The following is a 24,861-nucleotide window of genomic DNA, read 5'->3' on the forward strand; positions in this document are numbered from 1 at the left end:
ACTGGCGCGGATTCTTATTTAACTGTCTGTATGTCGAACGCGGCGTTCTTACTATTCTTCCAGGTTATTACCAGACCCAGGGTCGTTACGATGAATGCACTTATACAAATGCCTTGCCAACCTGATTGCTGGTAGATGTAACCGGCAGACAGTGAACCCAGGGCACCGCAGCCGTAATAACAGAGCATGTACACCGCAAACAGACTACTGCGCAGGCCGGGGTCAAGCCGAAGCGCGCGGGTCTGGTTCGCCACTTGGGCTGAAAAGCAGCCCAGATCGAACAGAATGACTCCAATCGCCAGCCCGACAATGGAATGGGGGAACAAGTACAGGATGACCACTCCTGCAAGCACCAGCAGCAGGCCCAAGGCGATGACGGCGCGACTGCCGATCCGGTCTGCCAGGGCTCCTGCGTAGCGGGACATCAGTAATCCGGCAATCCCAGCTAGGCCGAACAGTCCGGTGGTCGTAGGGTCAAGGCTGATGGGGGCGGCCTGCAAATGCAGCATCAAGGCCACCCACAGCATGCTGAAGACAAAGAACCATGCCCCGCCCACCATGACCGACTCCCTCAGGACGGGGTATCGCCCAAGAAGCCCCGGCAATTTCCCGAGCACCTGGCGGTAGGACGTTTTGTGCAGGGCCGGGGAAGAAGGCATTACCAGCCACCCCACGACCGCCAATGCCAGCATCAACGCCGAGATGCACATCAGCATGTGCTGCCAGCCCCAGGCCTGGGCGATCGCTCCGCCCACGAACCTGGCAAGCAGGATGCCTGCGCTGATCCCCATGGTGATAGTGCCAACCGTGCTGCCCCGTTCGCTCAACTGGAATCCCAGTGCATTGAGCTGAATCGCATTGGTCGCCATCACGCCGATCACGATGCAGGTGACGAAGAACAGAGCGGGGGACGTACACAGTGTGGCCAGCCAGATCGCCGCGCCAAGTACCAGGAACTGCCAGATGATCTGGGTGCGCTTGTTGAACACATCCCCCAGCGGAACGATCAGCAAGATGCCGAGCATGTAGCCGATCTGGGTGCTGGCTGCGATGAGACCGGCGCTGGACAGGTCAATGCGCAGGGTATTGGCGACGGCGGGCAATACCGGTTGCAGCAAATAATTGCTGGCCATGGCCGTTCCTGCGGCAATACTGGCGAAGACGGTAAAAAAGGGCGATAGGCGGATACTCATGCCGACTCCGGGATATCGACTGTCTTTTGACGGCGTGCCACCACTTCCATGGCGACGATCATCTTCCGCTCGGGGAAGGGCAGCACGTGAAGGAGGGTGAAGGCCGGGCGGATTTCGTTGAAGTACTCTCCGTGTACAGTTGCCGCCTCTTGCCATTGATCGATTTCGGTCAGATACATGCGGCTCTGTATGACATCATCAAGTTTGAAGTTGGCCTGTTCGAGAACTCGTGAGATGTTTTCAAGTACGATGCGAGTTTGTTCGGCAACACTTGTCGCCGTTATTTCTCCATTGGAATTCAGAGCACCTGTCTTGGATATGTACAGTGTGTCATCAACTTCGACTGCACGGGAAAAGCCGAACACCGCTTCCCATTTTGAGTTGGAAGAATGCAATTGCCGAACACTCATTTCAAGCACTTCCTTGGCTTTAGGGCTGACCAAATATAGGCGAGTCCCGGAATGAATGTCTAGTGAAAAAAAGCCCAATAAATGAATATTTTCTACATTGTCTCTCAAAATATTAAGACTTTATAGGGATATATGTAACTATATCTAAATAGTTGCAATGGTCGTGATTCATTCGCTCGCGCACCAGAAAGAGGCATTCATTGTGGAATCAGGTGCGCACCAAACAAGTGCCGAAGGCGGAAGCTGAAGAGATGCCTTAAACAACAAGTAGAACAAGTGGAGCCGCCTGTGTAGCAGCGAGTATTCCAGCAGCTATCGTTGCCGGCCTACTGGTTATTGTGCGCCTCGCTCAGCTTTCATGGGCCTTGTTAGCCAGCATCTTGGGTGGTGCTGCTGTTACTGCTGCGTTTTCATATCTTTCGGCTGACGGTAAAGAAGCGGATGCGTGCGACGCTGCTTGCCATTCGGGACGAGTTAAAGCGCCGACGTCATGAGCCTGTTCGAGTCGTGGGTCAGTGGCTTACCCGTGTGGTCAATGGATATTTCAACTACCACGCAGTGCCGGGAAACCTGATACGTCTTGGCGGTTTTCGGTTAGTGGTATGCCGTCTATGGCGGCAAGCCCTCAAGCGGCGGAGCCAGCGTAGCCGACTCCAATGGTCGCGCTATGGACGCCTTGCAGACCTCAATATACCGAGACCCAGAAATGCACATCCTTACCCTGAGGAACGCTTCGTCTCACGTACCTGAGGTAGGAGCCGTATGCGATAGTTCCGCACGCACGGATCTGTGGGGGGTGGCAGGTAACTGCCATTCCTACCGCGATCGCTTTGGCTGCATGAGGGATCAGATTAATAGGCTAGAAATGGTGTCCACTTGGTGGACACCATCGCCCTAAGCGTTGGATCAGAACGCTGGGGCGGCTGGATGGTTACTTCTAGCTCAATCAAGAGGGATTTAAGTCGTGCAGATGTTGGCTGAACTCTTTAAGTTTTCTTTTCATCATGGATGCTTGCCTGCTTTACAAAGCACATTCCGGCTCTCACTAGAAGAACTATCATCCCGTCATCAGCTCAAGAGGGGCCCCTGGCCGGCCATTCCCGGCACTCCCCTGGGGATCACGACAAGGATGGTTGCGCATGGATGACATCGTTCAGCCCCACACGCCCCAAGAAGAAGTCCAGCCTAAAGAAGTAAAAATCCTTGCCACCTTGGTGGCGAAGCTGAACCTTGCAGATTTCCAGAACGCCATCCCTGTGATTCGCCAGCTTCGCATCTTGAACGAGACGAGTGATCGTTTCGTCAATGCCACTCTTACCCTTAGCTCGGTGCCCGAGGTATTCAAGCCCAAGATCTGGCGAATTGACGAGATCGCAACAGATAGCTTCCGGGTCATACCTGGGCTTGAGGGAGCACAAACTGAAAAGCGCAAGGTGTTGGATAGAACACCACCGAGATAACTCACTAAACGTTTAATCCAATGAAAAGAGTGTGCGGGCACATCTATGAATAAACGTGAGAAGTGCGAAGGAGTCTACAAAATAAACTTACCATTATTTAATAATTAAATTGTCGATTGTCAGACAATTATTCCGGTCCGCCTATTTTTTAGATAACAGTGCCTACAGCACACCTATTGTTTTCGGGCATTTGCTTGAATAACAAAATTTTACATTAAAAAAATAGTAGACGTTTGATTTCGAATTGTGTCAGTTTTCTTTCGCCTTCAATGGGCGAGTGATAGGGCGATCTCGCCAGAGATTGTCGCTATCTGACAAAAACTGTTCCATAGCTAAACAAGGAAGTGTGTTTATGTCGAAAGTGAAAGTCCACGCTATTGATTCCGCCGAACAGGCATTCCAGCCATTGCAAGCATTGGCTGTAGCCAGTTCTGCTTTCAACCAGATCAATAGCTTCAGCCATCAATATGATCGGGGTGGCAACCTCACGGTCAATGGCAAACCCTCGTTCTCCGTCGACCAGGCCGCCACCCAATTGCTGCGCGACGGTGCTGCCTACCAGGACAAGGACGGCAGCGGCAAAATCGAACTCACCTATACGTTCCTGACCTCGGCCTCGTCGAGCACCATGTACAAGCACGGGATTACCGGGTTCAGTCAGTTCAGCACGCTACAAAAAGCCCAGGCTGTGCTCGCCATGCAATCCTGGGCCGACGTGGCCAATGTCACCTTCACTGACAAGACTGCCGGCGGCGACGGTCACATGACCTTCGGTAACTACAGCGGCGGCCAGGATGGCGCAGCGGCGTTTGCTTACCTGCCTGGCACGGGCGCCGGTTATGACGGAGCTTCCTGGTACCTGATCAACAGCAGCTACACGCCCAACAAGACCCCGGACCTGAATAACTATGGCCGGCAAACCCTGACCCACGAAATCGGTCACTCCCTGGGCCTGGCCCACCCTGGCGACTACAACGCCGGCGAAGGCGCGCCGACCTACAACGACGCGTCCTACGGGCAAGACACCCGCGGCTACAGCGTCATGAGCTACTGGAGTGAAAGCAATACCAGCCAGAACTTCAGCAAGGGTGGCGTCGAAGCCTATTCGTCCGGCCCGCTGATGGACGATATCGCAGCCATTCAGAAGCTCTACGGCGCCAACACCACGATCCGTACCGGCGACACCACCTACGGCTTCAACTCCAACGCCGGACGCGATTTCCTCAACGCGTCTTCATCGTCGGATAAAGTGGTGTTCTCGGTGTGGGACGCGGGCGGCAAGGACACTCTGGATTTCTCCGGTTTCACCCAGAACCAGAAGATCAACCTCAATGAAGCCTCGTTCTCCGACGTTGATGGCATGGTGGGTAACGTATCCATTGCCAAGGGTGTCACTGTCGAGAACGCTATCGGCGGTTCGGGCAGCGATCTGCTGATCGGCAACAACGTGTCCAACGAGCTGAAGGGCGGTGCCGGCAACGACATCCTTTACGGCGCTGGTGGTGCGGATAAGTTGTGGGGCGGCGTCGGCTCGGACACTTTCGTGTTCGCGGCCAGCAGCGACTCGAAACCCGGTGCGGTCGACCAGATCCTCGATTTTGTCAGCGGCCTGGACAAGATCGACCTGACCGGCATCACCAACGGCGCAGGCCTGCATTTTGTCAGTGCATTCACCGGTGCGGCAGGCGATGCGGTGTTGAGCAATTCGGCCGACAACAGCCTGTTGTCGGTGGACTTCTCCGGGCATGGCGTGGCTGACTTCCTGGTCAGCACCGTGGGCCAGGCGGCGCACTCGGACATCTTGGCGTGATGTGATGTGATGTGACGTGAGAAAGGAGGTCGGTGCGTCATGCGCCGCCCTCTGTCCTCGCGGCGAAAAAGGCTACGGTGCGGAGTAAAACGTCCCATGACGCAAAGCGTCTTTACCTGCAAAAACAGCGTGTGGCTATCGGCGGCGCTGATGATGTTTTTTGGAGATGTAACCATGGCAAACAGCCTGAAATTAGCGGACCCGTCGGAACTCGCCGGAAAATGGCAAGTCCGGGAAGGCTCGTCCGAATTGGTGCAGGACCGACAGCCGAATGGTTGCCTGATTGAATTGAAACTGGACCAGACGCTGGGCGGTCAACTCGATTGCATGGTGCGCTGGCTGGGACAGGCTCCCACCGGCTGGTTCCCCGAACCGGACGGGATTGCGTTGACCAACCATGAAGGTTCGAAAACAGCATTTTTCAGTCGACAGAAGAGTGAGTTTTATAAGCTGACATTGCCTGTTGGATTCAATGTGTCGCTGCAGCGAGCGCCAGAGTAAAAGCACCAGGTCAAGTTGATGGCCTAATGCCTCTATCTAAAAGTGGGTCTGTTCGTTTAACGAATGGCGTAATGGGTTGTGCCTGTGAGTAATCAACTCAAGGAAGATTAATGAAGATGGCGAAGACCACTCCTGCTGCACCTTTAGTTCGAGCGCTGGGTGATTACAAGGGTATTTTGATTAGCGTCGCCAGTTTCACCGCACTGATCAATATTTTGATGTTAGTGCCCTCTATTTACATGCTCCAGGTCTATGATCGGGTCTTGTCTTCGCAAAATGAAACGACATTGGCCATGTTGTCGCTGATGGTTGTCGGGTTCTTTGCCTTTATCGGTTTGCTGGAAGTTATTCGCAGCTTTATCGTCATCCGTATTGGCAGTCAGTTGGAGCGGCGCTTCAACCTGCGGGTCTATCAGGCGGCTTTCGAACGTAATCTGTTCAAGGGCGAGGGTAACGCCGGGCAGGCATTGGGCGATCTGACGCACATTCGTCAGTTTGTCACCGGCCCGGCGTTGTTTGCCTTCTTCGATGCGCCTTGGTTTCCGGTTTATCTGTTCGTGATCTATCTGTTCAACGTCTGGCTCGGGGTCTTTGCCACGGCGGGTGCGGTGCTGCTGATCGGGCTGGCCTGGCTCAATGAGGCGATGACCAAAAAGCCCTTGGGCGAAGCGGCGGGTTTTTCCCAGAAGTCCAGCCAACTGGCCACCAGTCACCTGCATAACGCCGAAACCATCCAGGCCATGGGCATGCTGGGGGCTTTGCGCATCCGCTGGTTCCAGGTGCATTCAGGTTTCCTCGGCCTGCAGAATCAGGCCAGTGACACGGGTGCCGTTATCAGCTCCTTGAGCAAAACCCTGCGCCTGTGCCTGCAATCCCTGGTACTGGGCCTTGGCGCCTTGCTGGTGATCAAGGGCGACATGACTGCCGGGATGATGATCGCAGGTTCGATCCTGATGGGCCGCGTCCTGAGCCCCATCGATCAGTTGATCGCCGTGTGGAAACAGTGGAGCGGCGCCAAACTCGCGTACCGCCGTCTCGACGCCTTGTTGCAAGCGTTTCCATCGAGTGACGACGCCATGGCGCTGCCGGCGCCGAAGGGCCAGATCAGTTTCGAGCAAGTCAGCGCAAGTCCTCCGGGGCAACGTGCGGCAACCCTGCACATGGTCAATTTCAGCCTCGCTGCGGGGGAGGTGCTGGGCGTGCTCGGCGCTTCGGGTTCCGGCAAGTCGACATTGGCCCGGGTGCTGGTCGGTGTCTGGCCGACCCTCGGCGGTACGGTGCGGCTCGACGGTGCGGATATCCATCGCTGGAACCGCGACGACCTCGGTCCCTACATTGGGTACCTGCCACAGGACATCGAATTGTTCAGCGGTAGCATCGCGCAAAACATCGCGCGGTTCCGCGAAGCCGATGCACATAAAGTCGTTGAAGCCGCGCAGCAGGCCGGCGTGCATGAACTGATCCTGCGTTTGCCCCAGGGCTACGACACCGTACTCGGCGAGGACGGCAGTGGTTTGTCCGGTGGGCAGAAACAACGCGTGGCGCTGGCCCGTGCGCTGTATGGCCAACCGAGCCTGGTGGTGCTGGATGAACCGAACTCCAACCTCGACACCGTGGGCGAAGCGGCCCTGGCCGGTGCGATCGCACAAATGAAGGCCCAGGGCACCAGCGTGATTCTGGTCACCCATCGCTCATCCGCGCTGGCCCAGGCCGACAAGCTGCTGGTGCTCAATGACGGTCGCTTGCAGGCATTCGGCCCGAGCCAAGAGGTACTCAAGGCACTTTCCGGCGCCCAGGAACAGCAACGTGAAAAAGCTGCACAGACACCGGGCGGGCTCAGCATGAGCCGGCAGTATCAGCCCACGACAAGGAACTCGGGTGTATGAGCCACGCACACATGAGCAGTCAAAATGAAGCCACGATGGAACACGATTACCTCGCGGAATGTCCTGAGCGCGACGCACGTTACTTTGCCCGGCTGGGCTGGATTCTGGCGATCGTCGGCGCTGGCAGTTTCTTCGCCTGGGCCAGTCTGGCGCCGCTCGATCAGGGCATTGCGGTGCAAGGCACGGTGGTGGTGTCGGGCAAGCGCAAGGCAGTGCAATCGATGAGCAGCGGCGTCGTTAGTCAGATTCTGGTGCGCGAAGGTCAGGTGGTGAAACAGGGTCAGCCGCTATTCCAGCTCGACCGGACCCAGGTCGCCGCCGACGTGCAATCCCTGCAAGCGCAGTACCGTATGGCCTGGGCCAGCCTTGCGCGTTGGCAGAGCGAACGGGACAACCTGAAACAAGTGAGTTTCCCCACCGAGTTGAGCAACGATCCCGACCCGCGCCTGGCGTTGGTGCTGGAAGGCCAGCGCCAGTTGTTCAGCAGCCGCCGCGATGCTTTCTCCCGCGAACAAGCGGCCCTGCGTGCCAGTATCGAAGGCGCCGGCGCGCAATTGGCCGGCATGCGCCGCGCCCGTACTGACCTGAGCGCCCAGGCCAACTCGCTGCAACAACAGCTGAGCAATCTCCAGCCCCTGGCGGACAACGGCTACATCCCGCGCAACCGACTAATGGAGTACCAGCGGCAGTTGTCGCAAGTTCAACAACAATTGGCAGAAAACACCGGCGAAAGCGGGCGCGTGGAGCAGGGCATCCTCGAATCGCACCTGAAGTTGCAACAACACATCGAGGAGTATCAGAAGGAAGTCCGTACCCAACTGGCCGATGCACAGCTCAAAAGCGTGACCCTGGAGGAACAACTGACCTCCGCCGGATTCGACCTGCAACACAGCGAGATCCTCGCCACGGCCGATGGCATCGCGGTCAACCTTGGGGTTCACACGGTCGGCGCGGTGGTGCGACAGGGCGAAAATCTGCTGGAGATCGTGCCCCAGGGCACTCGCCTGGAAGTGGAAGGGCACCTGCCGATCAACCTGGTCGACAAGGTCGGCACGCACTTGCCGGTGGACATTCTGTTCACCGCGTTCAACCAGAGCCGCACCCCGCGAGTACCGGGCGAAGTCAGCCTGATCTCCGCCGACCAGATGCTCGACGAGAAAACCGGCGCACCGTATTACGTGCTGCGCAGCAGCGTCAGCGATCAGGCCATGGAAAAGCTCAACGGTCTGGTGATCAAACCCGGTATGCCGGCGGAAATGTTTGTGCGCACCGGTGAACGTTCACTCCTCAACTATTTGTTCAAACCGCTGCTCGACCGGGCAGGCTCCGCGTTGACCGAGGAATAAGGATGTTCGGTTGTATGAATAAGCTTTCCATGCTTGGGGCGGCACTCCTGCTGCTGGCGGGCAACCCGGCAGTAGCGGCCATGGGGCCGTTCGAGATTTACGAACAGGCGTTGCGCAACGACCCGGTATTCCTCGGCGCGATCAAGGAACGCGACGCCGGCCTGGAAAACCGCGCCATCGGCCGCGCCGGGCTGTTGCCGAGGCTGGGTTACAACTACAACAAGGGCCGCAACTCTTCCAAGGCCACCTACTTGAACGAGCACCGGCAAAACCAGACCGATGACCGCAACTACAGCAGTTACGGCTCAAGCCTGACCTTGCAACAACCGTTGCTCGACTACGAGGCCTACGCCGCTTATCGCAAGGGCGTGGCGCAGGCGTTGTTCGCCGATGAAAACTTTCGCGGCAAAAGCCAGGAGTTGCTGGTACGGGTGCTGGAAAACTACACCAAGGCCTTGTTCGCCCAGGACCAGATCGACATTGCCCAGGCCAAGAAAAAAGCCTTCGAGCAACAGTTCCAGCAGAACGAGCAGATGTTTCGCCAGGGCGAAGGCACGCGTACCGACATACTCGAAGCCGAGTCGCGCTATGAACTGGCAACTGCCGAGGAAATCGAGGCGCGCAACGAACAGGATGCGTCCTTGCGGGAGCTGGGTGCGCTCGTCGGCGTGCCCACTATCGACATCGCTGATCTGGCACCGCTGGAGCAGAACTTTCAGACCTTCACCCTGCAACCGGCCAATTACGACACCTGGCACGAGATGGCGGTGGCCAACAACCCGAACCTGGCCTCCCAGCGTCAGTCGCTGGAGGTAGCGCGCTACGAAGTCGAACGCAACCGCGCCGGGCACCTGCCCAAGGTCAGCGCCTACGCCACGGTGCGCCAGAACGAATCCGAAAGCGGCAACACCTACAACCAGCGTTACGACACCAACACCATCGGCATCGAAGTCAATGTGCCGTTGTATGCCGGCGGCGGGGTCTCGGCTTCGACCCGGCAGGCCAGCCGTGCGATGGAACAGGCCGAGTACGAATTGGACGGCAAGACCCGGGAAACCCTGATCGAGCTACGTCGGCAGTTCAGCGCCTGCCTGTCGGGGGTGAGCAAGCTGCGGGCCTATCAAAAAGCCCTGACTTCCGCTGAAGCGCTAGTGGTGTCGACCAAGCAAAGCATCCTGGGCGGTGAGCGGGTCAATCTCGATGCGCTGAACGCCGAACAACAACTGTTCACCACCCGCCGGGACCTCGCCCAGACCCGCTACGACTATCTGATGGCCTGGACCAGGTTGCATTACTACGCGGGTACCTTGAGCGAGCAGGATCTGGCTCGGGTGGACGAGGCGTTTGGCCAGGGGCCGAGGACTCGGTAACACCGCAGAACCTACACAAAAACAAAAAAGTGAGTGTTCAACATGGACGTATGCATCAAACCGGCCCCCTCGGCGATCCCGTCAGTTGGCGCAGCGCCGAGTTTCAACGCGACTGGGGCCTGACCCTGGCCTGGCAGTTCTGACTTGAAGGAAGAGAGAGCACAACATGGGACTGTTTGATTACAAAAATGCCGGCAGCGAGGCCGGCAAGGTGTTGTACAGCGATGCCATCGCCCTGACGTTGTATGCCTACGCACCTACCGGCCAGTCATTACCGGCCAATGGCTGGGCGCCGATCGGCGCCAATGCCCTGGGTTATCTAGGCAAGGTCGGGGCGCAGGGCACCTATTTCGGCGAGAAGGACGGTTTCACCAGCGCCGAAGCCGAAGTGCTCGGCAAGTACGACGCCGCCGGAAAACTGATCGGCATCGGCATTGCTTTTCGTGGCACCGGCGGGCTTGGCTACAACGACACGTTCGGCGACATGAAAAACAATCTGTTGGCGGCGGTAGGGCCGGTGGATTACGCGACCCACTACGCAAAAAACGCTTTCGATACGCTGCTCGAAAAAGTGGCTGCGTTCGCCATCACCCACGGCCTGAATGCCGGGGACGTGTTGGTCAGCGGTCACAGCCTCGGTGGCCAGGGGGTCAACAGCGTCGCCGAGCTGAGCGGGAAAAATTGGGGCGGCTTCTACAAGGACGCCAATTACATAGCGTTCGCTTCGCCAACCCAGAGCTCCACCGGCAATAACGTGCTGAACATTGGTTACGAGAACGATCCGGTGTTTCGGGTACTCGACGGCACCACCTTCAGCAGTGGCTCGCTGGGCAAGCATGACGGTCATCAAGCGTCGGCCACCAACAACATCGTCAACTTCAACGATCACTACGCATCCACTGCGCAAAACCTGGTGCCATTCAGCATTCTCAACCCGATGAGCTGGTCAGCCCATGGCTCGCTGGGCTACGCCGACGGATTGAACCGGGTGATCGACTCGCGCTTCTACGAGTTGACCGACAAGGATTCGACCCTGATCGTTTCCAACCTTTCGCAGTCGGCACGAGGTTCCACTTGGGTCGAGGATCTCGGACGCAGTGGCGAACCACACACCGGCAGCACGTTCATCATCGGCACCGACAGCGGCGACCTGCTCAAGGGCGGCTTCAGCAATGACTTTATCGAAGGTCGGGACGGCAACGACCGTTTCCGTGATGACGGCGGCTTCAACATTCTGTCGGGGGGCAAGGGCGTCAACACCTTCGAGCTGCAGAAACCGTTGCAAAACTTCAGCATCGCCAATGACGGCGAAGGCACATTGTTCGTGCGCGACGCGTATGGCGGCATCAGCATGACCCGGGACATCGGCGCACTGGTGGGCAAGGAGTCCGGGTCGTGGTGGGGGAGCAAGGAAGTCACCTACAGCGTGACTGCCAATGGTCTGCTCAATGATAGCGAATTGACCCACTACAGCCATTCGCTCAACGGTGACGCTTTGGGCAACACGCTGGAGGCCAGTGTCGTGGGCGACTGGCTGTTCGGTAACGGGGGTGATGATTTGCTGCGCAGCGACAAGGGCCATGTGACCTTCGTCGGCGGCGCCGGCAACGATGTGCTGCATTCCGGTGGCGGCAGCAACACGTTCCTGTTCAGCGGCGCCTTCGGGTTCGATGCGATCAATGGCTACCAGGGCAGCGACAAACTGGTGTTCATGGGCGTGGAAGGCGCGGGGCATGGCTACGACTACCGGCAACATGCGTCACAGGCCGGTCAAGACACACTACTCAAGGTTGGCGACTTTTCCGTGACCCTGGTAGGCGTCGGGCTGGATACCCTTTCGGATTCCGGGTTCGTGTTTGCGTAACGGGTTCAAACAACTGCACTGGATGCTCCGGGGCGCCTCGTGATGAAGGTGTCCTGGTCGTGAGCTATCTCTGACAATTCCAACAAAGAGAGAGAGGCAATACCCATGGGTGTATACGACTACAAAAACCTCGGCACAGCAGACGCCAAAGCGTTGTTTACCGACGCGATGGCAATCACGCTGTATTCCTATCACAACCTCGACAACGGCTTTGCCACCGGTTACCAGCACAACGGATTCGGCGCAGGTTTGCCGGCAACGCTGGTCACGGCGCTGATTGGCGGCACTGATTCCCAAGGCGTGATTCCCGGCATTCCCTGGAACCCCGATTCCGAAAAAGCCGCACTGGATGCGGTGCAGAAGGCCGGCTGGACCCCCATCACCGCCACGCAGCTGGGCTATGATGGCAAGACGGATGCGCGCGGGACTTTCTTCGGTGAGAAGGCCGGGTACACCAGTGCTCAGGTAGAGATCCTCGGCAAGTACGATGCACAGGGTCATCTCACGGAAATCGGCATCGCCTTTCGCGGCACCAGCGGCCCTCGGGAAAGCCAGATCAGCGACTCCATCGGCGATGTGATCAATGACCTGCTGGCGGCATTGGGTCCCCAGGATTATGCGAAAAACTACGCAGGCGAGGCCTTCGCAAAACTGTTCGGCGACGTTGCTGCGTTCGCCAGCGCCAATGGCCTGTCAGGCAAGGATGTACTGGTCAGCGGGCACAGCCTCGGCGGGCTGGCAGTCAACAGCCTGGCGGATTTGAGCAACGATAAATGGGGCGGTTTCTTCAAGGACTCGAACTACGTCGCTTATGCCTCACCGACCCAAAGCGCCACCGATAAAGTGCTGAATATCGGCTATGAAAACGATCCGGTGTTCCGTGCGCTCGACGGCTCATCGTTCAACCTGGCATCGGTCGGCGTGCACGATGCCCATCAAGACTCGGCGACCAACAACATCGTCAGCTTCAACGACCACTATGCGTCGACGGCGTGGAACCTGCTGCCATTTTCCATCCTCAACATCCCGACCTGGATTTCGCACCTGCCCACCGCTTACGGCGACGGCATGACCCGGGTGCTGGAGTCGAAGTTCTACGACCTCACCAGCAAAGACTCGACGATCATCGTTGCCAATCTTTCGGACCCGGCACGCGCCAACACCTGGGTCCAGGACCTGAACCGCAATGCTGAAACCCACAAGGGCAGTACCTTCATCATTGGCAGTGACGGCAGCGACCTGATTCAGGGCGGCAAGGGCAATGACTATCTGGACGGCGGTGATGGCAACGACACCTTTCGAGACAGCGGCGGCTACAACATCCTGCTGGGCGGCAAGGGCAATAACGTGTTCGATTTGCAGCAGTCGGTGAAGAGTTTCGATTTTGCCAATGACGGCGCCGGCAACCTGTACATCCGCGACGCCAATGGCGGCATCAGCATCACCCGCGACATCGGTAGCATCGTGACCAAGGAGCCGGGTTTCCTGTGGGGACTGTTCAAGGATGACGTGACCCACAGCGTGACCGCCAATGGCCTCGCGATCGGCAATCAACTGACTCAGTACGCCTCAACGGTGAAGGGCGGTGCAGGGGCCGATACGCTAAAGGCACAGGCTGTTGGTGATTGGTTGTTTGGCCTGGATGGCAACGATCATCTGATCGGTGGCAAGGGCAACGACGTGTTTGTCGGCGGGGCAGGCAACGACCTGCTGGAGTCAGGGGGCGGGATCGATACGTTCCTGTTCAGCGGTGCGTTCGGCCAGGACCGGGTGGTTGGGTATCAGGCGAACGACAAACTGGTGTTTCTCGGGGTTCAGGGCGTGACGCCGAACGACGACTTCCGGACCCATGCCACGGTGGTGGGGCAGGATACCGTGCTGACGTTTGGCAATGATTCGGTGACGCTGGTTGGCGTGGGGCTGGACAGTCTGTCCAGCGGCGGGATCGTTATCGCCTGAGTGTGATGCGGTTTCTGCAGGGCCTCATCGCGAGCAAGCCCGCTCCCAGAGGATATGCGCCAACCTTGTGGGAGCAACTGCCTTCACCATGCCACTCGTCACCGCCATTCGGTGCCGTCCCGCAACATGGCATTCAGTCTAATCAATAGGACCCGCATGCAGGCAGGAGCGCGACTTTCGCGCTCTTGCCTCGCTCCCGAAGCGCGTCATAACGTGCCTTGAAGTCAGGCTGATGAAGAATTTCGTCCATAACATGAGCTTCAAGAAGGGCGCCGGGTTCTTGGCCGTTGCCGCCCTTTGATGCTCAGCGCTTCGCCGTAACCGAATAACTGACCGGTATGTAGGAGTAACAGGCGTACTCTTTTTTCTGTTCGCCCTACCAATACCGATAGAACAGGCTGACCGATACACCGCCGTTGTGCACTGAGATTCGACCGGCCAGATTGCCACCTTCCCTGAGGATCCGGCCGACATCGGTTACGGTCAGCGACTCGAGTTCTTTGATGGTGATTTTGGCCATGAAATGGGTTCCCCCTACTTTTACCCCTACAAAAACGTCGGCTCTTGATGGACGTTCCTGGACTCTCGTGGAGCAGAACACCGCTGGAGCTCAAGTAAATACTGGCTTGGAAAAATCCAGAGTAAAATTTTGGAAGCTTTCAAGACGTATGAAAAAGAAGATGGGGTGCTAGGGGTCGAGTGTTCGAATCACTCCGTCCCGACCATATTTACTGAGTAAAATCAGACACTTAAGCCGATCAGATAGATCGGCTTTTTTGTGCGTGCGCAAAACCCGCGCAAAACTGGCGCAAAACTACCCGGTGATTTCGCTGATATTCAGGTCAGGAATCGCCTCAGACCAGACGATTTCCTCGTGGTCCCGCTGGTAGTTTTTGGTCATGCCTTCGCTCGCATGACCAGCGATTTTCTGCCCATCCTTTCCGGCTTTCTTGTATAGGTGCAGCGACAGCGCTCGCACTTCGTGGAAGCCCGGCATCTCTTCTTCCTTCCATCCCGCGTAGCAGTTTGCCGCCTCTCTGGCCTCCTTGAATGCTCGCGTCAAATACCGCTCTTCAATCTTCGTCCAGTGATCCTTGGTCTGTGCCTGTTTCTGTTTCAGGCGATCGGGCTTGCGGTGCACCAAGTACGGCGAAGCAGTGTCATCACGGCAGCGGCTGATCACGGCCTGCAATTCAGGTGTCAGCCGGAAGCGGATCCACGCCGCGTCACTGGCCTTTGCCGTCTTCTTCTGCACCAAGTACAGGAAGCCCTCCCGAACACCGTCGAAGCGCATGTCCAGGATGTCGGTCCGGCGCTGGGCGGTGATCAGGGCGAGGTCAATCGCATTCTGTAGCCAGGCTGGGGCTTTTTTCCGGATGGCTTTCAAGCCTTCGACGGTATGGCGTTTGCGCTGTTTCTTCTCAATGCGGTTGATTGTGCTGGCCGCCGGGTTGTCCGGGCACAGGCCCTTGGCGGCAGCGTGATTGAATATGTCGATGAGCAGCGTCCGGCATTGGTTTGCCGTCCGAGGGGTGAGGGCATCCAGCATCTCCGCGACCATGCGGATCGTGATCTGGTCGACTGCCTTGCCTTCGAACTGCTTGCGAAATCGCCGAAAGTGCACCGCATACAGATTGAGTGTGCCCTTGGCCAACTCGCGCGGAGGCAGGACATCGCGCTCGTAGGTATCGAAGAACCCGGCAAACGATTCGGCAGATTTGTTCAGCACAGTACCGACCAAGTCGGCACCGCGCATAAACTCCAGGTTCAACTGCTTCGCAGCGTCGATTGCTTTGATTCGGTCGGTACCAAACTGGAACCACTTGCCGTCGGTTGGCCGGCGGTAGCGATAGGTCGAGCGCCGCGCATCGAAGTACAGGTTCTGCGGAAGGTTCTTGTTCGCAGTGTTGCGCGGCCGTGGTGCCATCATGCAGCTCCTTTCAATACCATCGCCACCAGGTCGTTGCCGTCCGAGCGGGTGAATGCGGTCCAGTCAACGTACCAGAGTTTTCCGATCTGCTCGCCGGGGACTATTCCGTTGCGGATATGGTTGCGAATCGCTTGGGGGCATTGCGGAGTTCCGTTCTCGCGCCAGCGCCGGCATTGAAACTCGCTGATCTTGATCAGTTCTTTTTTCATTGGGTGCTCCATGCCGCTCGGGGCGGCAGAGGGTGGTATGTAAAACTCTGATGAAGGGTGTGAGGCACGCTTTGAGGTTGGGCTACGGTTTATTGGTTCACCTCGCCAGTTGCGTACACGCTTTCTCCCCTGAGGTGACTGGCGGGGTGAACCCTTAGCGCCACGGCCCCTTGTAGATGTGCCATAGCATGTAGAGCGGCGCTGCTATTGGCAGGAGGATCATGGCGTCACCTTCTGGCCGAGATCTGACAGCGAAAACACAATGCCGCGGCAGTAGTGGTCCTCTCCATCCAGCACATCGAAGTTCGCGTGGGGAACATCGGTTGAGTAGGTCCATGAATAACCGTCCTCCTTGCACCAGAGCGCCTCGATCTTTCTGGCCATAGGCTTGCGCTTGAAGTACTCCTGAAGTTCGTCGTCATCCTCGATGTTCTCCCGCTCGGGCAGCAGGCCTTGGGCATCGATCAGTGCGGTACCGCCGTCGTAAGAGCCGAACTCGTCGCGGGTGGCGCCTTCGAATTCCATCAGATCATCGCTGGCGCCGAAGACGATCACCAGGCCGGCGGCTTTGGCGGCCTCGATCTGGTCCTTTGCGATGCTTCGATGCGCCGGGTACTGAATGCCGTCCAGCAGTGCGGCTAGGTATGCTTTGATCATGACTTCGTCCTTGCCGCTATAGCGGCTGACTTTGAAGGGGGAGGGAGTTACAGAGGTGGGGTGGAGTACGGATGTACTCCTATCGGGATTCGGCTGACTGTGCACCGGCTGGATGAGTTGCGTTCCAGAGTTCAAACGCTTCCTGAGAGGTGGCCGCCGTGATCTTCTCGTCGCAGGTGTAGCAGTGCGCTACGCCACCAGCAGCGCCGATATCCCGGTGACCTTGCTTGCATGGGTTCATGTGCCAGTCGCCAGCTTCTACCGAGTCTGCGTCAGCGGCTTCAACAATCAGCGCCTTCCCGCAGGAGTGACAGAAGTGCATGCCATTCTCTTCCGGACCGTCATCATGGAATGACCAGGTCACGCCGCAGCCGCTATTCCAGATGCCACTGTCGTCTTCCCGACCCCACTCGCAGGTACCGGCGCGGTCATCAATCCGCTGATCGGCTGCGTTCAGGCGCTGCTGCAGGGCTTGCTCGCGAGCTTTGACGTCCTCGAGGTGCTGCGCCAACGTGCACGCGAAGTCGCCGGCCAGCCGCTCAGCGATGTACTGGCGATAGTCGTGACGCCTGAGCACGGTCTTGAACAAGTCGGCGATGTAGCCGCGCCCGCCTGCTGAGGTGTTCAAGTTAAAGCCAGGCTCGGCCGGTTTGTTTTCTGTGGGCATGGGGCGTCCTCATTGCTATATTGCTGCAGTTTTGTTGAGAGGGCTTGCGTCGATTATCAATGCGAAGTCTATTGGCGTTGTTTTGTGTTTGTAGAATGCTCAATAAGTGAGTTCATGAAATCTATTACAGCAATTATTGAATGGTTTGGTCCCTATGATTTTGCTGGAGCCAAGGAGGCAATGGCCAAAGATTATGGAGATGGGCTATATATGTTCGTTGGGAAACTTGGCGGAGAGTCTAGATCAAAGCTTCAGTATGTTGGGATTGCAAAAAATCTCAGGTCGAGACTAAACGCTAGGCACCCTATACTTGCGCAATTTTTAGCTGAGCACCCGAGTTATAAGGGCTTGTGGTTAGGTGAGGTTGTTTCCCCTCGGACTCCTGGTAAGAAGCTGAAGGCAACCGATCAGATGCTTGATCTCGCAGAGTGGGCCCATGCGTATTTTTTGCAATTGCCATTGAATACTCAAAAAAGGAAGACGCCGCCTGAAAGGCCTATAGTTGTTTACAATCGATGGTGGAAAACGGATTACCAAACGCCACATTCCGTTCGTCCTAATGGAGCCTGGCCCGATTTAATTGATTGGGTGGGGGAGGACTATCCAGTTAAGCTGGCTTGGTTTGGCGGAAAATTTATAAATAAACATGCCGAAGAATTCAAAACTCCAAACCCATGAAAGCTTGGTGTGTTTAATTTGTGCGATTTCTTGTGGTGGTCATTTAGTTCCTGCGGATGCAAGGCCATGGTCGTGGCCTCGATGCCCGAGCAGACCGAACCGTAAGTGATAGGCATAGAAAGGCCTCGCCGGTATATTCGGTTTTTTTTGTTGGAATCGGAGTGGGTATGGCGTTCAAAGAGCCAACAGATACGGAGTTACAACGCAGCTTGAATATCGCTTGGGGTCTTGTATTTCTCGCCGTCCTGGCACCGATTCTTTCGTTTTTGCTGCCTTACCCGCACGTGCAAGATCTGGATCGTGGGGGATGGTTTGGTCGAAGCGGTGCCGTTACTACTGTATTCGCCATTCTGGCGGAGGGCGTTTTAATCCGGGCCAAGCTTTCTATCACTCCTGTCGGTTTTGGATGGGTAGGACTACAGGAACAGCGCGATAGGTTTATTCCAAAATTCAACAATCCAGAGTGGATCATTTTCTCGCTCACCATTGTCGGAACACTTATCTGGGCATATGGTGATCTGCCATTCAAATAGCGATCAGCGCAATAGGTGAGCGTGGGTTAGGCGGCCGCTGTTGATTCAGGCGAGTAGTCCATCCACGAAAGCTTGGTCGCCGACTTCCGCTTCGCATCGTTCTGCGGCAGCTTGATCTTCGCCCTGATGATCACGTCGCGGCATCGGCCCAACTTCCGGATGCGCTCCGCATACTCGGCGGCATACTGGGGGGGCATCAAACATGCTGCTGAGTTGGGCGACCCGCTTGCCATCCATGATCTTGATCACGCGGTCTTCGACAGCCTGGAGCCACTGGCTCATGGACAGTTCGATCCGCTTACCTTTCTCGATCTTGAAGTCGCGAACCTTGCGTTTCGCCTCTTCGCGGGCGAAGTGCTCATTCATTCCGAATACAGCAAATGTGCTCATGGGTTCACTCCAGGCGGCCGAGTGCTTTCTGCAGCAGCTCGTTTACTGAAAATTGTTTTTCCTCTGGGTTCATCGCGCGACGGATGAACTCACAAGCGTCCGACATATAGGTTCGAAGCAGATTTGCTTCGTCCTCGGCGTCATCCGCCTGGCTTTCGATCATGCGAATATCTTCGCGAAGATCTTCCAGGCCCGCGTTCGGGTCTATGTCGCCCGCGGCAATTCGGCGCGCCAACTCGTCGGCGGCGCCCGGCTCCAGGGAGGCGTAGTGGAAAAGCTCATCTTCCTTTAAAGCGTTCGCGGGAATTCCCATGATGTTCTCCAGGCAGACGCCTGCCTCGCCGGCTGGCGTGATTCGTTGAAGTGGGGTATTGGTGTTCGGCCCGGCATGGAGCCGGATTGAGAGGCGCTGATGAAAGAGCTAGTCCAGAAAAAAGATTTGCCGGCGTACCTGAGGGGGCTGGCTGCCGCATCTATGCTCGTAGTGAGCATGAGCACCCCAGTTTTCGACATCGCATCGACCCTTAAGTCGTCTTATGAGATGGCGCACGTCGTCGAAAATTATGGCCAGTACATTGGCGACGGGCCGTACATGATCGAAAGCAAGGAGGCCCACGAGTGGAAAGACACACCAACTCCTGATCCGATTATCGCTGGCTACGCCCTAGCGTTCACTGCCCAGGCGAGGCTGACACGTACAGGTGAAGACATCGGGGGCCACAACACGCTGCGCGAGGCATTATCAGGATACGAGTACCTTCAAATGGCCAGGCCAAATGATGACGAAAGGGTTACTACGATCTTAATCAAGATGCCGTCTGACCCCGTTGAACTGCGAAAGCTTCGCGAGGTGCTAGCTGAAACCACAATCATGTTCTCTATCGATGATGGATCAGGTTTCTTCCACCCTGGAAATACGATGATGGGTAATGGGCTTTCTCACGCCTGACCCTTCGATGCGTAGCGCAAAAGGTGAGGATGGATCAGGCGGCCTTGCGCCGATTCAGCACCAGCTGGCGCGCAGCTTCAAACTCGCTCGCCACAATCTCGGTGGCGCTATCGATGTGCTCGCCGTCTTCCTTCAGCTGGAACCCGAGATTGAGATAAATGGCACCTTCATGTTTGAAGAACACGCCACCGCTCAACCACACGCTGCCCGAGTCCGCGCCGAGCGCTTTCCATACGTCATCCTTGCTGATGCGTTCCGGGCAGTGCTCTTGCCACAGTGCAGTCAGGCGCTCATGTTCAGCCTTGTACGCCGCTCGCGCTTCTTTCGTTGCGCCTTTCTCAGGCTTGGCCGCATGTTGTAGGGCGCGGTAGCCGTATTCGTCCGGGCGCCGCCAATGAACGTCCAGATCCCGGCTATCGCTGATCTTCACGCCGCCGACATAGCTGTCACTGCCTGAGTACATTGGAGAGCCTGGGCCGCCGAACACGTTTTTCAGCTTTTCCCGCTTAGCGTCGAAGTCCGCCTTCTTGGTTTCCCAGTCGGAAACAGCAGCCATGGCGGAAGGCGAAGTGGTTTTGTAATGGTAGCTGCTCATGCGCTATCTCCAGTCAGGCGCCGCCCTCACAGGCTGGCGTGATTCGTTGAAGTGGGCTATTTATTGATGTCTTGGCGTAACGCTGACGACGGCAAGTGGGCGGCCCCACTACAACCAAAAGGAATTTTTGTGACTATTTCTCAGCAAGTAGATGATGCTAAATTTCTAATTGCACAAGGGCGACATATTGGGGCTTTGACGATTTTGTCATTGGCCGTTGCTGCATCATCAAGAAAAGTCTTTCCAGCAAAAGTAACGAAATCCCTCAGAAATAATGACGCAATGCGTGATGAGGAAGCGTTTACATTATTTCTAGGTGGGAGGATTAGACGGATAGTTCAAAATGTAAACATAGGCCCCGAATTTTGTGCCTCTGGCTTTACTGTAATGTTCAAGGGGGAACCGAAAGCTGTCGAGTACTTAATATACAAATATTACAGGAACGGATTGGTCCATGAGGCTGATTTGCCAGAGGACGTCGAGTTTGTAGAGTCGCAGCCAGGGGGCGTTACATTTGCCAATAATGGTGTGAGTGTTGGGATCAGCTGTGGGGATAAACTTATTCTCGATTACGGATGGCTTGATGTATTGGTTAAGGCGGTAGTTGAGGCACCGTGCAACGGCGAGGAATTCGGAATAAAGCATTACAAGCTAGTCGCAAATGACGGAATAGATGAAGTTGAGTTTGAGAGTGGAATTATTGCTAAATATAATGCCTCGCCAGCGCGGGTTGGTACTTTTAAGGAAATAGTCAGGTTGCTTTCTCATGACTCCATCCTTAGTTCAAGTGATGATGAACTTATTGGTCTGTTCCTTGCTCGGGTCGGAACCGGTGAAATTAGCGGTGTTTCTCGCTTGGGCTCTAGAGGTCTTGCTGATACTAGAGGTCGGTTGCAACCCTCTGGTTTGGCAATGCTGCGAGACATCGCGGCAGCTTATTCCTTAGTTGAGTATTAACTACCGCTAAAGTCGCTTTAGTCGTATGGCTATTGTTCAACGCCCGTCTTACGGAACTCTTCAAGCTGTCGCGACCACTTTTCCTTCACTATTATTTTAGGTCGCAACATGGCGGCAAAGCGGGCGGACTCTTCAGTGGGCGCTGAGGCGAGGTTGATCAGGAACGTCGACACCGTTTCCTGCCACTCCTCGAAGTCGTGGCGCTCGCCCAGCACCTGGAGCGCATCATCCAGCGCTTTCGACACAATCAGCGCTCGTTTCTCGGCGCCGATCCGGTCGAGCAATGCCTTCTCCTTGGCGTGCTTGTCCCTCTGAATATCCGCGTTGCTCTTGGCCATGGCCTGCCTCTTCAATTCCGTGGGCCGGTAGATCCAGCCATGTCTGTCGTCGGCGCTGGCGCACCTGGCTGCTGATGCGCTTCACGATGTGAACTTGAAGCCGTTTTCACGGGCGATCAGGCGGGCGCGCTTGGCTTCCATGCCGCACTCTCTGGCAGCCTTGGCGACGGGCGTGCCGGCCTCGGCCAACTCCTTAAGCCTGGGCGCGATCTTGTCCCGCTCGGCGCGCAGCTTGTTGCTGTGTGGCGTGGTGCCGAAGTGGGGCGCTTCAGCGCTGACGCCTGAGGCGATCTGCTGCGCTGTCTTGCCAGAGCCGAAGAACTGATCCAGCTTTCGGTTGAGGTCCTCGATGATCGAGTCCTTCGGGTTGGGCATTGGTATGCCGATCATTTGTCCCACCCATCGATGTTCACCTTCATGCCGTCAGCGCGCGCTTCCAGTACTTGGGCCAGGTTGATCGCTGCCTTCCAGGTGAAGCGGAACCCCTTCACTTTGCCGGTGGCACGCTCAATGACGTGGTAGGCGTTGTCGCCTTGAGCACATCCTGTTATCGGGCTGCTTGTGGTTTCAGTGCCCACTCAAAACGCCGCTGGGCATGGATGAACACCGGGCGCGCTTTGTTGATATCTACGAGGGACCAATTCTGGTCGGCGAGAGCTTCTGGCGCTTTACCGCGAAGCTGGAACTGTTCAAACGCCCGATTCTGGATGCCGAATGGGTTATCGAGGCGCCGGACTACATTGCAATGGCAGACATCTTCGACATAACCAAGAATCGGGATTGGCCTCGGTATTGTGAAGAATGATTCATCCAGGTAATGGCAAGCCTGGCCATCACCTCTGTACGAAATTTCCACCGGTATACTGCCGACTTTTCCTGTGTTTTTGAGGTTTGGTCGTCATGGTAAGTCGCCGGCAATTGTTAAAACTCAGCGCCCTCGGCACCGGATCCTTTGCGGCGCCGCTGGCGTACTCTGCGAGCAACATAACCATAACGCATAACACCGGCAATCCGATTGGCTCAACCTCGCCAAAAGATTTATCCGATAACACACGGAATTTGGATTACTTGTTGCTTGGGCCAAACTCATCCTATGCCGATCGCAGAGGCGTGCCGCGCAAGTCCTGGGCAGGTATGGAACAGGATTTTGATAGCGATCGGGCACGGCGTGAATCTGAGTTTGGTGGTGATCAGGCAGTACGCATCGAGCAATTCAATCGCTTAATGGCGTCCAGTGGCTATGAGTCTCCCGTGCCCTACGGGACTGGCCTCACCTTAGAACGCATAACTCAAAGCGTGACCTATCACGGCAATGACTACCGGGTAAAAAGCCAATTCCTACCTCTGGTAACGACTGATTGGGCGACTGATGGACCGAAGTTAAAGCTGATTGGCGATGACTCACTTCGACAGGATATTGCCAACCCGATAGATCCGAGCAAAGGGGCGGGGATGCTGGGGTGTATCCGCACACCATTAGCCTTGGCGATTGAAGGGACCGTCGCCAAGAGTCTGTCTCAGGCCCAGATAGATTTGTGGGAATTTTCTCACTTGGTAACGTCACGCCCGGTGCCGAATGATTTCGGTACTTGGGACTGGACACCTGCCTTTGAAGCCGCTCGTATTATGTTGGGATCCTTCGGCGGTGGTGACCTTACATTCGGTACCGGTGGGGTGTACCAGGCACGGTATATCCGTTTGGATCGCACTATTGTGCTCAATGGCCGGGGCGTTAATGCCACCGAACTGAAACAGATTGCAGGCGCCAATCGGGACTTTATCAAGTCGGAGAACTTTGATGTTTTGACCGGCACTGGCCTGACCGTGACTGACTCCCGCGTTCCATCTTGGATGGGGCTCAAGGATATTCGCGTCAATGGCAACCGTTACAACCCGACAACCAACCCCACCGGCAACACCTCCGGCGTTCCTGTGAAGCTATACGGTCCTTCGATGATCCTTGCAGGCACTGTCCTTATCTACGACGGCGCGGGTGGCGGCTTGTACACAGAGGACTCTACCAGCGCCTCGGGTACAAGCTGGCGCGGACAGGAAGAGGGCAAGTTCGGCAACATTATCTGTCGTTCTAATGGCGGTTTTGCCGGCTGGCATTGCCGAGGTCCTCATAACACCAATGCAGATAGCGTCATCGTTTGCTTCAACGACGGCTGGAACTTCTACTCGGAAGAGTCGACCCTGTACTGTGGCAGCTTTGACCGCATCGGCCTGCTGCACTCCTATGCTGGCGGCCGCTCTGCGGAGCCCGCATTAGATACAGGTGTTTATATTGGCAGCATTGCGCGCATCGAGACCCTCGTGGTCGACGGGGACAATGCTTTCCTGCAGGCCAACGAGCTTCAAATCGATAAGATGCGGGCGTACAACATTGGTGGGCAGCAAGATGGAATAGTTGTTAACGGAAGGAACTGCTATATCGGCCACCTGAACGCTCTTGTTTGGGGGTTATCAGTCGGGAAGACCGCTTTAATCGTCAATGGAGACAATGCTGATATTAGCGGTATTCTTGCAACCAATAACCCGGATAACGAAGGGGCAGTAGTCAAAGGTTCCGGTTGTAATGTCGAGATGACAATCATAAACTTTAGTGCTGTCGGTCGTACAGGTCTGAAGTTGGATGGCATTGATAACGAGATTAATTGCAAAATCCGAAACTGTAACACTGCTTTCGATTATGTTTCCGGGAGTGAGAATCAAGTTGATCTGAGTATTGCAACTACAGTTGGACAAAAGCCTGTCAAAGGGCTCGCCCCAAGGGCGACTGACCGTATTAACATCCGTAGTCGTGGAGACACAGTCGGTGGCTGCAAGACGAATCTGGAGACCGACCAGGTGGCAATGGATATTACGACTTATACCATAGTCGTTATAGCGCACGGTCTGCTTTATACGCCTCCGCGCAAAGCTGTGCGCGCTAACTGGATGGCTACTGATCCGGATTCCTCAGTTTGGGATGAGGCTATTTTACGAGTAGTCACCACGACCGATAAAGAAGTTGTGCTGGGTTACAAGTTGGCCGGGGCAGCCCCTGCCGGTACAAAGGCCAGGATCGGGATATCTATTGACTTGACCTGATACCGCCTCTTGGAAATCCTAAACAAGCGCCCGCAAGCCGCGCGCTTTTTTACGCCTAGAGAACGA

General features: G+C 56.2%; 27 protein-coding genes and 1 pseudogene. 14 read left to right on the forward strand and 14 right to left on the reverse strand.

Annotated elements, in window-relative coordinates; all coding sequences use genetic code 11:
* Positions 1-14: 14 nt before the first annotated feature.
* Both KGA83_RS27080 and KGA83_RS27085 read right to left on the reverse strand, forming a co-directional pair.
* Positions 15-1,193: an MFS transporter gene (locus tag KGA83_RS27080; RefSeq protein WP_223531275.1), complete on the reverse strand. Its 1,179-nt coding sequence runs from the start codon at positions 1,191-1,193 to the stop codon at positions 15-17.
* Positions 1,190-1,603: a RidA family protein gene (locus tag KGA83_RS27085; RefSeq protein WP_108217690.1), complete on the reverse strand. Its 414-nt coding sequence runs from the start codon at positions 1,601-1,603 to the stop codon at positions 1,190-1,192. The genes KGA83_RS27080 and KGA83_RS27085 overlap by 4 nt, the downstream gene beginning before the upstream one ends.
* 1,139 nt (positions 1,604-2,742) lie before the next feature.
* Here KGA83_RS27085 and KGA83_RS27090 point away from each other — a divergent pair.
* From KGA83_RS27090 to KGA83_RS27125, 8 genes are all read left to right on the forward strand, one after another.
* Positions 2,743-3,063 (forward strand): hypothetical protein, encoded by a 321-nt coding sequence (locus KGA83_RS27090; protein ID WP_108217689.1) that lies wholly within the window; start codon positions 2,743-2,745, stop codon positions 3,061-3,063.
* A 352-nt stretch (positions 3,064-3,415) separates the two neighbouring features.
* The gene (locus KGA83_RS27095) at positions 3,416-4,873 is read left to right on the forward strand and encodes a serralysin family metalloprotease (protein ID WP_223531276.1); all 1,458 of its coding nucleotides are present in this window, start codon (positions 3,416-3,418) and stop codon (positions 4,871-4,873) included.
* 96 nt (positions 4,874-4,969) lie between these two features.
* The gene (locus tag KGA83_RS27100) at positions 4,970-5,374 is read left to right on the forward strand and encodes an AprI/Inh family metalloprotease inhibitor (RefSeq protein ID WP_223531277.1); all 405 of its coding nucleotides are present in this window, start codon (positions 4,970-4,972) and stop codon (positions 5,372-5,374) included.
* 110 nt (positions 5,375-5,484) lie between these two features.
* A complete protein-coding gene (locus tag KGA83_RS27105) occupies positions 5,485-7,260 on the forward strand; it encodes a type I secretion system permease/ATPase (protein WP_223531278.1) in 1,776 nt (591 codons plus the stop codon).
* A gap of 11 nt (positions 7,261-7,271) precedes the next feature.
* The gene (locus KGA83_RS27110) at positions 7,272-8,606 is read left to right on the forward strand and encodes an HlyD family type I secretion periplasmic adaptor subunit (RefSeq protein WP_223531279.1); all 1,335 of its coding nucleotides are present in this window, start codon (positions 7,272-7,274) and stop codon (positions 8,604-8,606) included.
* A 2-nt stretch (positions 8,607-8,608) separates the two neighbouring features.
* Positions 8,609-9,976, forward strand: a complete 1,368-nt coding sequence (locus tag KGA83_RS27115; RefSeq protein WP_108217684.1) for a TolC family outer membrane protein — start codon at positions 8,609-8,611, stop codon at positions 9,974-9,976.
* A gap of 166 nt (positions 9,977-10,142) precedes the next feature.
* Positions 10,143-11,840 (forward strand): polyurethanase, encoded by a 1,698-nt coding sequence (locus KGA83_RS27120; RefSeq protein ID WP_223531280.1) that lies wholly within the window; start codon positions 10,143-10,145, stop codon positions 11,838-11,840.
* Positions 11,841-11,945: 105 nt separating this feature from the next.
* Entirely contained in the window at positions 11,946-13,799 is a 1,854-nt protein-coding gene (locus KGA83_RS27125) for a polyurethanase (protein ID WP_223531281.1), read from the forward strand.
* A gap of 98 nt (positions 13,800-13,897) precedes the next feature.
* On the opposite strand, the pseudogene KGA83_RS27130 reads toward KGA83_RS27125, so the two are convergent.
* The 6 genes and pseudogenes from KGA83_RS27130 to KGA83_RS27155 all read right to left on the reverse strand — a co-directional run.
* Positions 13,898-14,028 (reverse strand): annotated as a pseudogene (locus KGA83_RS27130) (IS110 family transposase); the annotation flags it as partial.
* Between the two features lie 147 nt (positions 14,029-14,175).
* A complete protein-coding gene (locus KGA83_RS27135; protein ID WP_223531373.1) occupies positions 14,176-14,319 on the reverse strand; it encodes a hypothetical protein in 144 nt (47 codons plus the stop codon).
* A 294-nt stretch (positions 14,320-14,613) separates the two neighbouring features.
* A complete protein-coding gene (locus KGA83_RS27140) occupies positions 14,614-15,726 on the reverse strand; it encodes a phage integrase Arm DNA-binding domain-containing protein (RefSeq protein ID WP_223531368.1) in 1,113 nt (370 codons plus the stop codon).
* Positions 15,726-15,938, reverse strand: coding sequence for a hypothetical protein (locus KGA83_RS27145; RefSeq protein ID WP_223531282.1), 213 nt, complete (start codon positions 15,936-15,938; stop codon positions 15,726-15,728). The genes KGA83_RS27140 and KGA83_RS27145 overlap by 1 nt, the downstream gene beginning before the upstream one ends.
* A gap of 219 nt (positions 15,939-16,157) precedes the next feature.
* Entirely contained in the window at positions 16,158-16,595 is a 438-nt protein-coding gene (locus KGA83_RS27150; RefSeq protein ID WP_223531283.1) for a hypothetical protein, read from the reverse strand.
* Between the two features lie 79 nt (positions 16,596-16,674).
* A complete protein-coding gene (locus KGA83_RS27155; protein ID WP_223531284.1) occupies positions 16,675-17,262 on the reverse strand; it encodes a hypothetical protein in 588 nt (195 codons plus the stop codon).
* A gap of 114 nt (positions 17,263-17,376) precedes the next feature.
* On the opposite strand from KGA83_RS27155, the gene KGA83_RS27160 reads away from it, so the two are divergent.
* Both KGA83_RS27160 and KGA83_RS27165 read left to right on the forward strand, forming a co-directional pair.
* Positions 17,377-17,940, forward strand: a complete 564-nt coding sequence (locus tag KGA83_RS27160) for a hypothetical protein (protein WP_223531285.1) — start codon at positions 17,377-17,379, stop codon at positions 17,938-17,940.
* A gap of 167 nt (positions 17,941-18,107) precedes the next feature.
* The gene (locus tag KGA83_RS27165; protein WP_223531286.1) at positions 18,108-18,473 is read left to right on the forward strand and encodes a hypothetical protein; all 366 of its coding nucleotides are present in this window, start codon (positions 18,108-18,110) and stop codon (positions 18,471-18,473) included.
* A gap of 45 nt (positions 18,474-18,518) precedes the next feature.
* On the opposite strand, the gene KGA83_RS27170 is transcribed toward KGA83_RS27165, so the two are convergent.
* Both KGA83_RS27170 and KGA83_RS27175 read right to left on the reverse strand, forming a co-directional pair.
* On the reverse strand, positions 18,519-18,863 hold the full coding sequence (locus KGA83_RS27170; protein ID WP_223531287.1) for a hypothetical protein: 345 nt from the start codon (positions 18,861-18,863) through the stop codon (positions 18,519-18,521).
* Between the two features lie 4 nt (positions 18,864-18,867).
* Positions 18,868-19,176, reverse strand: coding sequence for a hypothetical protein (locus KGA83_RS27175; RefSeq protein ID WP_223531288.1), 309 nt, complete (start codon positions 19,174-19,176; stop codon positions 18,868-18,870).
* A 99-nt stretch (positions 19,177-19,275) separates the two neighbouring features.
* Between KGA83_RS27175 and KGA83_RS27180 the strand changes: the two genes are divergently transcribed.
* Positions 19,276-19,812 (forward strand): hypothetical protein, encoded by a 537-nt coding sequence (locus tag KGA83_RS27180; RefSeq protein ID WP_223531289.1) that lies wholly within the window; start codon positions 19,276-19,278, stop codon positions 19,810-19,812.
* Positions 19,813-19,846: 34 nt separating this feature from the next.
* On the opposite strand, the gene KGA83_RS27185 is transcribed toward KGA83_RS27180, so the two are convergent.
* Positions 19,847-20,407, reverse strand: a complete 561-nt coding sequence (locus KGA83_RS27185; protein WP_223531290.1) for a hypothetical protein — start codon at positions 20,405-20,407, stop codon at positions 19,847-19,849.
* 129 nt (positions 20,408-20,536) lie between these two features.
* On the opposite strand from KGA83_RS27185, the gene KGA83_RS27190 reads away from it, so the two are divergent.
* Complete coding sequence (locus KGA83_RS27190) at positions 20,537-21,364, forward strand: hypothetical protein (protein ID WP_223531291.1); 828 nt, start codon at positions 20,537-20,539, stop codon at positions 21,362-21,364.
* Positions 21,365-21,393: 29 nt separating this feature from the next.
* On the opposite strand, the gene KGA83_RS27195 is transcribed toward KGA83_RS27190, so the two are convergent.
* From KGA83_RS27195 to KGA83_RS27205, 3 genes are all read right to left on the reverse strand, one after another.
* Positions 21,394-21,702 carry a hypothetical protein gene (locus KGA83_RS27195; protein ID WP_223531292.1) on the reverse strand — a complete coding sequence of 103 codons (309 nt, stop codon included), beginning with the start codon at positions 21,700-21,702 and terminating at the stop codon, positions 21,394-21,396.
* A gap of 81 nt (positions 21,703-21,783) precedes the next feature.
* Positions 21,784-22,092 carry a hypothetical protein gene (locus KGA83_RS27200; RefSeq protein WP_223531293.1) on the reverse strand — a complete coding sequence of 103 codons (309 nt, stop codon included), beginning with the start codon at positions 22,090-22,092 and terminating at the stop codon, positions 21,784-21,786.
* The gene (locus tag KGA83_RS27205) at positions 22,089-22,280 is read right to left on the reverse strand and encodes a hypothetical protein (protein ID WP_223531294.1); all 192 of its coding nucleotides are present in this window, start codon (positions 22,278-22,280) and stop codon (positions 22,089-22,091) included. The genes KGA83_RS27200 and KGA83_RS27205 overlap by 4 nt, the downstream gene beginning before the upstream one ends.
* 17 nt (positions 22,281-22,297) lie before the next feature.
* Here KGA83_RS27205 and KGA83_RS27210 point away from each other — a divergent pair, with 17 nt between their 5' ends.
* A complete protein-coding gene (locus KGA83_RS27210; RefSeq protein WP_223531295.1) occupies positions 22,298-22,507 on the forward strand; it encodes a hypothetical protein in 210 nt (69 codons plus the stop codon).
* 95 nt (positions 22,508-22,602) lie between these two features.
* Positions 22,603-24,795: a hypothetical protein gene (locus tag KGA83_RS27215; protein WP_223531296.1), complete on the forward strand. Its 2,193-nt coding sequence runs from the start codon at positions 22,603-22,605 to the stop codon at positions 24,793-24,795.
* The last annotated feature ends 66 nt before the right edge of the window (positions 24,796-24,861 follow it).

The sequence above is a fragment of the Pseudomonas sp. GL-R-19 genome (assembly GCF_019956375.1).
In the GTDB taxonomy this organism is placed as follows: Bacteria; Pseudomonadota; Gammaproteobacteria; order Pseudomonadales; family Pseudomonadaceae; genus Aquipseudomonas.

Bases quoted from the DNA above. Each gene is read 5' to 3' on its own strand.
- KGA83_RS27185 (WP_223531290.1), bottom strand. From the start codon at position 20,407: ATGAGCAGCTACCATTACAAAACCACTTCGCCTTCCGCCATGGCTGCT.
- KGA83_RS27195 (WP_223531292.1), bottom strand. From the start codon at position 21,702: ATGGCCAAGAGCAACGCGGATATTCAGAGGGACAAGCACGCCAAGGAG.
- KGA83_RS27170 (WP_223531287.1), bottom strand. From the start codon at position 18,863: ATGAGCACATTTGCTGTATTCGGAATGAATGAGCACTTCGCCCGCGAA.
- KGA83_RS27165 (WP_223531286.1), top strand. From the start codon at position 18,108: ATGGCGTTCAAAGAGCCAACAGATACGGAGTTACAACGCAGCTTGAAT.
- KGA83_RS27080 (WP_223531275.1), bottom strand. From the start codon at position 1,193: ATGAGTATCCGCCTATCGCCCTTTTTTACCGTCTTCGCCAGTATTGCC.
- KGA83_RS27155 (WP_223531284.1), bottom strand. From the start codon at position 17,262: ATGCCCACAGAAAACAAACCGGCCGAGCCTGGCTTTAACTTGAACACC.
- KGA83_RS27100 (WP_223531277.1), top strand. From the start codon at position 4,970: ATGACGCAAAGCGTCTTTACCTGCAAAAACAGCGTGTGGCTATCGGCG.
- KGA83_RS27135 (WP_223531373.1), bottom strand. From the start codon at position 14,319: ATGGCCAAAATCACCATCAAAGAACTCGAGTCGCTGACCGTAACCGAT.
- KGA83_RS27160 (WP_223531285.1), top strand. From the start codon at position 17,377: ATGAAATCTATTACAGCAATTATTGAATGGTTTGGTCCCTATGATTTT.
- KGA83_RS27150 (WP_223531283.1), bottom strand. From the start codon at position 16,595: ATGATCAAAGCATACCTAGCCGCACTGCTGGACGGCATTCAGTACCCG.
- KGA83_RS27085 (WP_108217690.1), bottom strand. From the start codon at position 1,603: ATGAGTGTTCGGCAATTGCATTCTTCCAACTCAAAATGGGAAGCGGTG.
- KGA83_RS27090 (WP_108217689.1), top strand. From the start codon at position 2,743: ATGGATGACATCGTTCAGCCCCACACGCCCCAAGAAGAAGTCCAGCCT.
- KGA83_RS27145 (WP_223531282.1), bottom strand. From the start codon at position 15,938: ATGAAAAAAGAACTGATCAAGATCAGCGAGTTTCAATGCCGGCGCTGG.
- KGA83_RS27120 (WP_223531280.1), top strand. From the start codon at position 10,143: ATGGGACTGTTTGATTACAAAAATGCCGGCAGCGAGGCCGGCAAGGTG.
- KGA83_RS27180 (WP_223531289.1), top strand. From the start codon at position 19,276: ATGAAAGAGCTAGTCCAGAAAAAAGATTTGCCGGCGTACCTGAGGGGG.
- KGA83_RS27215 (WP_223531296.1), top strand. From the start codon at position 22,603: ATGGTAAGTCGCCGGCAATTGTTAAAACTCAGCGCCCTCGGCACCGGA.
- KGA83_RS27210 (WP_223531295.1), top strand. From the start codon at position 22,298: ATGGATGAACACCGGGCGCGCTTTGTTGATATCTACGAGGGACCAATT.
- KGA83_RS27095 (WP_223531276.1), top strand. From the start codon at position 3,416: ATGTCGAAAGTGAAAGTCCACGCTATTGATTCCGCCGAACAGGCATTC.
- KGA83_RS27110 (WP_223531279.1), top strand. From the start codon at position 7,272: ATGAGCAGTCAAAATGAAGCCACGATGGAACACGATTACCTCGCGGAA.
- KGA83_RS27115 (WP_108217684.1), top strand. From the start codon at position 8,609: ATGTTCGGTTGTATGAATAAGCTTTCCATGCTTGGGGCGGCACTCCTG.
- KGA83_RS27140 (WP_223531368.1), bottom strand. From the start codon at position 15,726: ATGGCACCACGGCCGCGCAACACTGCGAACAAGAACCTTCCGCAGAAC.
- KGA83_RS27175 (WP_223531288.1), bottom strand. From the start codon at position 19,176: ATGGGAATTCCCGCGAACGCTTTAAAGGAAGATGAGCTTTTCCACTAC.
- KGA83_RS27200 (WP_223531293.1), bottom strand. From the start codon at position 22,092: ATGATCGGCATACCAATGCCCAACCCGAAGGACTCGATCATCGAGGAC.
- KGA83_RS27125 (WP_223531281.1), top strand. From the start codon at position 11,946: ATGGGTGTATACGACTACAAAAACCTCGGCACAGCAGACGCCAAAGCG.
- KGA83_RS27105 (WP_223531278.1), top strand. From the start codon at position 5,485: ATGAAGATGGCGAAGACCACTCCTGCTGCACCTTTAGTTCGAGCGCTG.